We start from the raw sequence: 6255 nt of genomic DNA on the forward strand, positions 1-6255 counted from the left end.
GGGCAACACCCGTACCCATACCGAACACGGCAGTTAAGCCCACCAGCGCCGATGGTACTTGGACCGCAGGGTCCTGGGAGAGTAGGTCGCTGCCGGACACGAACTAACCCATCAAGCAGAAATGCTTGGTGGGTATTTTATTTGTGACAATAAAAAATGAAAAACAAAGAAATAATGAGAAATATAGCAAATGAGAGGGATATTGTTGCATGAATTGTATTAAAGGATAATTTTACAAATTGAAAGTCAAAGAAAGTCAAAGTAAAATCAAGATAGCGGGGCATACTAGAGGTGGAGGTGATAGTATGAGTTCTCTTAGTGATTATATTGAGCAATATATCATGGAGAAACTTGCAGCAGCTGGAGGAGCGGTTGAATTACAGCGCAATGAACTGGCAGCCAGATTTAATTGTGTGCCTTCGCAAATCAATTATGTAATCAGTACCCGGTTTACGAGGGAGCGAGGATTTATCGTAGAAAGCCGCCGGGGCGGTGGTGGATATATACGAATCTTGAGAATACAGTTGCCTGAGGAAAATAAGCTGCTTACTGAGCTTGACCACTTTGTAGGATCGCAGATTAGCCAGCGCCAGGCGGAGGATATTATTTATCGTCTTGCCAACGACGGAATAATAAATACCAGAGAAATGGCTATCTTGCTCAGCATCCTTGATCGGCAAACTCTGGATATGCGTTTACCGGAGCGCGATATGTGGCGAGCACGGTTATTAAAAGCTGCATTGCTGGGATTAATAAAACATGTGACCAAAGGGGGTTATGATGATGATCTGTGAACGTTGTCATGCTAAACCGGCTACCGTACATGTTACGAAAATAATCAATGGTGAAAAGACTGAACTGAATTTATGTCAGCAGTGTGCCAGTGAACTGGGGGAGTTTAAATTTGGGCAAACAGATTTCTTCAATTTGCTCGGAGGAGTTTTCAAGGAATTAACAGTTCCGAAAAGGAGTGAGACTGGCCACCAGTGCCCCAATTGTGGCATGACTTACGCTGAATTTGCTCAGGGAGGGCTTTTTGGTTGCAGTCAGTGCTATGAGGCTTTTAGCCACCAGGTGGATAATGTGGTGCGCCAAATTCATGGGGCCCCCCGGCATACAGGCAAGGTACCAGCTCGACGGGGTGGTAGTTTGAAAATTAAGCGCGAAATTGAGAAGTTACGTCAGGAACTGCAGCAAGCAGTGGCTCGTGAAGAGTTTGAAAAAGCAGCTAAGTTGCGAGATCAAATTAGGGAACTAGAACAGCGGGAGGTGAAATAATATGTCCCTCAGGGATATCATTAATAATGCGTTAAGTCGCTGGATGAATGGTAAAGGTCCGGAAGGGGATATAGTCCTCAGTTCCCGGGTTCGGTTGGCCCGTAACCTGGAAGGTACTCCTTTTCCGCATCGGATGCAGGAGGAAGATGGAAATAAAGTTTTAGCTGGTGTCAGACTGGCGGTAGAAAAAATGAATAATGAAAAGAAATGGCCAAAACTTGAGTTTACCCGTCTGGATGAATTGTCTCCGAATGAACGGGAAATCCTGGTGGAAAAACATTTAATCAGTCCCCAGCACGCCACCAAAAGCCGTTTTGGGGCTGTCGTCCTCAGTGATGATGAAACCATAAGCATTATGGTTAATGAAGAGGATCATCTGCGCTTGCAAGTTTTGCTACCAGGTTTGAAAGTCACTGAAGCCTGGGAGTTGGCTAATAAATTGGATGACGGGCTGGAACAGACTCTGGATATAGCCTATGATGAAAAAAGAGGCTATTTGACTGCCTGTCCGACCAATGTCGGTACTGGCTTAAGGGCATCAGTGATGATGCACTTGCCCGGTCTGGTACTGACAAAACAAATTGGCGGTTTGGTCAATGCTATTGGCCAGTTTGGGCTGACGGTCCGGGGCCTCTACGGTGAAGGAACAGAAGCAGCCGGAAACATATTCCAGATTTCTAACCAGATTACTCTGGGGCGCAGTGAAGAAGAAATTATTAACAACCTGCTGGCGGTAGTTAAACAGATTATCCAGCAGGAACGGCAAGCCCGGGAAAGATTGCGCCAAGAATGGGGCGAACAGCTCAGTGATAAAATCTGGCGCAGCTATGGCATACTAAGATATGCCCAGATGATTACCTCCCAGGAGGCCATTAACTTGTTATCCAATGTGCGCCTGGGTGTGGATCTGGGCTTGTTACAGGGAGTGGAATCTACTGTTTTGAATGAGCTGATGGTACTAATGCGTCCGGCTTATTTGCAAAAACTGGCCGGGAAAGAATTATCCCCGATGGAGCGAGATGTTCGCCGGGCCAAACTGATCAGGGAAAGACTAAAACTGTGTGAAGTGAAAGATTAAAAGGATTAAATGGAGGTGGTTAAAGATGTTTAACAGGTTTACTGAAAGGGCACAAAAGGTATTGTTGCTGGCTCAGGAAGAAGCAAGGCGTCTAAATGTTAACTATGTTGGCACTGAACAATTGCTTTTAGGCCTGATTCGTGAAGGAGAAGGAATTGCAGCCAGAGCTTTGGAAGCAATGGGTATTAGTTTAGAACAAGTGAGGAAAGAAGTAGAAGAGTTGACAGGACGGGGAGAAGGGCCAGCTCATGGAGCGATAGCCTTAACTCCTCGTGCCAAAAAGGTGCTGGAATTAGCCTTTGAGGAAGCGCGTAACCTGGGTCATAACTACATTGGTACAGAACATATTTTACTGGGATTAATCAAAGAGGGAGAAGGAGTAGCAGCCCAGGTATTACAGAGTATGGGTGCTGACTTGCAAAAAGTAAGAGAACAGGTATTGTTGCTTTTAAGTGGCCATGGAGCTGCTCCTGGAGTCAAGGCGGGAAATGGTAAAGGCAAAGCGGCTGGCGGCAAAAATGTTAAGACCCCTACCCTGGATGAATTCGGCCGGGATTTGACAGCTCTGGCCCGGGATGGCAAAATTGACCCGGTTGTGGGCAGAGAAAAGGAAATTGAGCGGGTTGTGCAGGTCCTGAGCCGACGCACAAAAAACAATCCGGTGTTAATCGGTGAACCGGGGGTTGGTAAGACAGCAATTGCTGAAGGTCTGGCCCAGCGGATTATAGAAGGCAAGGTGCCGGAAACTCTGGCAGATAAACGAGTAGTAACTCTGGACTTATCTTCAGTGGTGGCTGGCTCCAAGTATCGGGGTGAGTTCGAAGAACGGCTGAAGAAAGTGATGGAGGAAATCCGGCAGGCCGGTAATATTATCCTCTTCATTGATGAACTGCATACATTAATTGGAGCCGGTGCGGCAGAGGGAGCTATCGATGCAGCCAATATCCTTAAACCGGCGTTGGCCCGGGGCGAGCTGCAGTGCATTGGTGCGACAACTCTGGACGAATATCGAAAGCATATAGAAAAGGATCCGGCTCTGGAACGTCGCTTCCAGCCCATTATGGTCAATGAACCTACGGTTGAAGAAGCCCTGGAAATCCTGAAGGGCTTGCGGGATCGCTATGAAGCTCACCATCGGGTAAAAATCTCCGATGAAGCTCTGGAGGCAGCAGTCAAGCTGTCCGACCGCTATATTACTGACCGTTTCCTGCCCGATAAGGCTATCGACCTGATCGATGAGGCTGCTTCCCGGGTTAGGTTGCAGACCTATATTGCACCGCCGGATTTGAAAGATAAGGAACAGGAACTGGAAAATATCCGCAAGGAAAAAGAAGCGGCGGTGTTGGCCCAGGAGTTTGAAAAAGCTGCTGAACTGCGGGATAAGGAACAGCAGTTGCGCCAGGAACTGGAGGATTTGAAACAGAACTGGCAGCGGCAACGGAATCAGGGCGAAGGGGCTACCGTAACAGCTGATGAAATCGCTCATATCGTAGCCAGCTGGACCGGCATTCCGGTGAAGAAACTGGCTGAGGAAGAAAGTGATCGCCTGTTGAAAATGGAGGAAATTCTGCATCAACGGGTAATCGGTCAGGAAGAGGCGGTGTCAGCAGTGGCCAGGGCCATCCGGCGGGCAAGAGCCGGGCTAAAGGATCCCAAGCGACCTATCGGTTCCTTCATCTTCCTGGGCCCCACCGGTGTCGGTAAGACGGAGCTGGCCAAAGCCCTGGCAGAGGCCCTGTTCGGGGATGAAGATGCCATGATCCGCCTGGATATGTCCGAATATATGGAAAAGCACACCGTGGCCCGGCTGGTGGGGGCCCCTCCCGGATATGTGGGTTATGATGAAGGAGGCCAGCTGACTGAAGCGGTACGACGTAAGCCCTACTCAGTGGTATTGCTGGATGAAATGGAAAAAGCCCATCCCGATGTATTCAATGTCCTGTTACAGGTGCTGGAAGATGGCCGCCTCACCGACGGTAAAGGGCGGACGGTAGACTTCCGCAACACGGTGGTAATCATGACCTCCAATGTGGGAGCCAACCTGATCAAGAAGGAAGCCTCCCTGGGCTTTAAAGCCGGAGAAGCTGAAGATAAGCGAGATGCTTATGAGAAAATGAAGGATAAGCTGATGGACCAGTTGAAGCACACTTTCCGGCCGGAGTTCCTGAACCGAATTGATGAAATTATCGTTTTCCACCCGCTGGAGGAACAACATATCCAGCAAATCGTAGATTTGATGCTGGCTGCCTTGAACAAGCGCTTGCAGGACTTCGGCGTACAGGTTGAAGTGACACCGGCAGCCAAAGAAGTGCTGGTGAAGAAGGGCTATGATCCTGCCTTTGGGGCAAGGCCCTTGCGCCGGGCTATCCAGCGTATGGTGGAAGACCCGTTGTCGGAAGAACTGCTGAAAGGGACCTTTGCCTTAGGGGATACCGTTATCGTAGATGCGGAAGACGGCAGGCTGACCTTCAGGAAAAAGGCTTAAAGAATTACAGCCGGTGGTTAATTACCGCCGGCTGTGTTTGTGCGCCCGGCATGGGGTCATCTCCACATGCTAAACGAAGTGGTAGTACGGGGGTTTGTAACCCCCCTTCTACAAGATTTATACTTTGTTAAGGCTGAACTTTATGGGTTTCGATTATTTTTTTTAGCTCAATTAATTTCTGGCTTCGAACGGGACTAGTATTGTTTTTAGCCATATCACCATCTATTTGGTAGACAGAAAAAGGCCCGTTGATAGACCAGTAAGTATTATTTTTATCGGGTACTTTGTCTAAAAAGAAAAGATATGTTTGACCAGGAGATAATAAATCATAATTTTCAATGATAATTTTTTCGTTATTTTTTTCGTCGATAGCTCCATCTTGTCTGAAGATAAATTTATCACCTAGGTTGCCTTTAAGATTTTCAACTACTTGTACTTCGAAAAATGTTTTGGGCATAAATCCTGATAAATCATAGCCCTGGACTTTATTGACTTTTCCTACTACAATATGTTTAGCTTTTTTTGCTGCTTCTGCGTCACTAAGGATGTAGGCATAGCTGGCTTTTAAATTTATTAGGCTTGGTTCATTTAAATATTTGTAGCCTTTAAACAGTGTAATTAAGGCAAACAAGCTAGCAGCACAAATTATAAGGTATTTTTTGGTCATAAGTAACACCCCATTATCTAATAATAGTAATTACTGATAAATTGCATTAATTCCATTAATGTCATCTGAGCGAGGGATATAAGTGTAATAAGCTCTAACCTTGGTAGCAGGAATCATTAAACAACGATAGCTTTCGTTGGGTTCGTCTCCAAGACCAAATACATGTCCTTGTTCGTGACCTAATAGTGCTTGATAAGTTGTGGACGAGTATTTTTCACTATAATAAGTGTTTATTCTTATTGTGCCACCTTTAATATAAGTGGTGCTAAGGAATTCATAAGTCGGCTTAAAATAACCATCGACAGTAGTAGGGCCATCATTTGCACCCATTATTATAACTTTACCATTACCGGAACTGTCATAAGTCATACTAATTTTAGTAGAGGCTTTTATCCACTCATTCGCGGCATTATTGGCAGCAGTACGCATGTTGTTTGTTGCGCTGGAATGAAAGGAATAAGTTATTGATTTTGGATCACGCCATTTCCAACCAGCTAGTTTGTAAGCAAAGGCAGGTATGGAAGTAGTAAAAATAAGCATAAACATTAAAATTAAAATTGCAATTTTTCTCATTTTTTCAACTCCTTTATATAAAGGTTTTAGGACGCCCCGAACATATTGTAGATTAAAAAAACAACCAAATTTTATCAGTAGCGTTGCATTAATTTTATGAATGGTAGTCAACTATGTTTTGGTCATTACGCATTATGGTATATATGACATTTATGTAATTATATGTAATTAAGG

General features: G+C 45.6%; 6 protein-coding genes and 1 rRNA gene. 5 read left to right on the forward strand and 2 right to left on the reverse strand.

Going from position 1 to position 6255, the window contains the following annotated elements:
• The 5 genes from rrf to JDF658_RS09395 all read left to right on the forward strand — a co-directional run.
• Window positions 1-98, forward strand: a 5S ribosomal RNA gene (gene rrf / locus JDF658_RS09375); the annotation flags it as partial.
• 207 nt (window positions 99-305) lie between these two features.
• Window positions 306-794, forward strand: a complete 489-nt coding sequence (locus JDF658_RS09380; protein WP_079907371.1) for a CtsR family transcriptional regulator — start codon at window positions 306-308, stop codon at window positions 792-794.
• Window positions 784-1278 (forward strand): UvrB/UvrC motif-containing protein, encoded by a 495-nt coding sequence (locus JDF658_RS09385; RefSeq protein WP_078666454.1) that lies wholly within the window; start codon window positions 784-786, stop codon window positions 1276-1278. Before JDF658_RS09380 ends, JDF658_RS09385 begins: the two co-directional genes overlap by 11 nt.
• A gap of 1 nt (window position 1279) precedes the next feature.
• Window positions 1280-2356 carry a protein arginine kinase gene (locus JDF658_RS09390; protein ID WP_078666453.1) on the forward strand — a complete coding sequence of 359 codons (1077 nt, stop codon included), beginning with the start codon at window positions 1280-1282 and terminating at the stop codon, window positions 2354-2356.
• Window positions 2357-2381: 25 nt separating this feature from the next.
• A complete protein-coding gene (locus tag JDF658_RS09395) occupies window positions 2382-4841 on the forward strand; it encodes an ATP-dependent Clp protease ATP-binding subunit (protein WP_079907372.1) in 2460 nt (819 codons plus the stop codon).
• A gap of 127 nt (window positions 4842-4968) precedes the next feature.
• On the opposite strand, the gene JDF658_RS09400 is transcribed toward JDF658_RS09395, so the two are convergent.
• Window positions 4969-5508 (reverse strand): hypothetical protein, encoded by a 540-nt coding sequence (locus JDF658_RS09400; RefSeq protein ID WP_079907374.1) that lies wholly within the window; start codon window positions 5506-5508, stop codon window positions 4969-4971.
• Window positions 5509-5538: 30 nt separating this feature from the next.
• Window positions 5539-6081 carry a matrixin family metalloprotease gene (locus tag JDF658_RS09405; protein ID WP_079907375.1) on the reverse strand — a complete coding sequence of 181 codons (543 nt, stop codon included), beginning with the start codon at window positions 6079-6081 and terminating at the stop codon, window positions 5539-5541.
• Between the last annotated feature and the right edge of the window lie 174 nt (window positions 6082-6255).

The organism is Carboxydocella sp. JDF658 (genome assembly GCF_002049395.1).
GTDB lineage: Bacteria > Bacillota.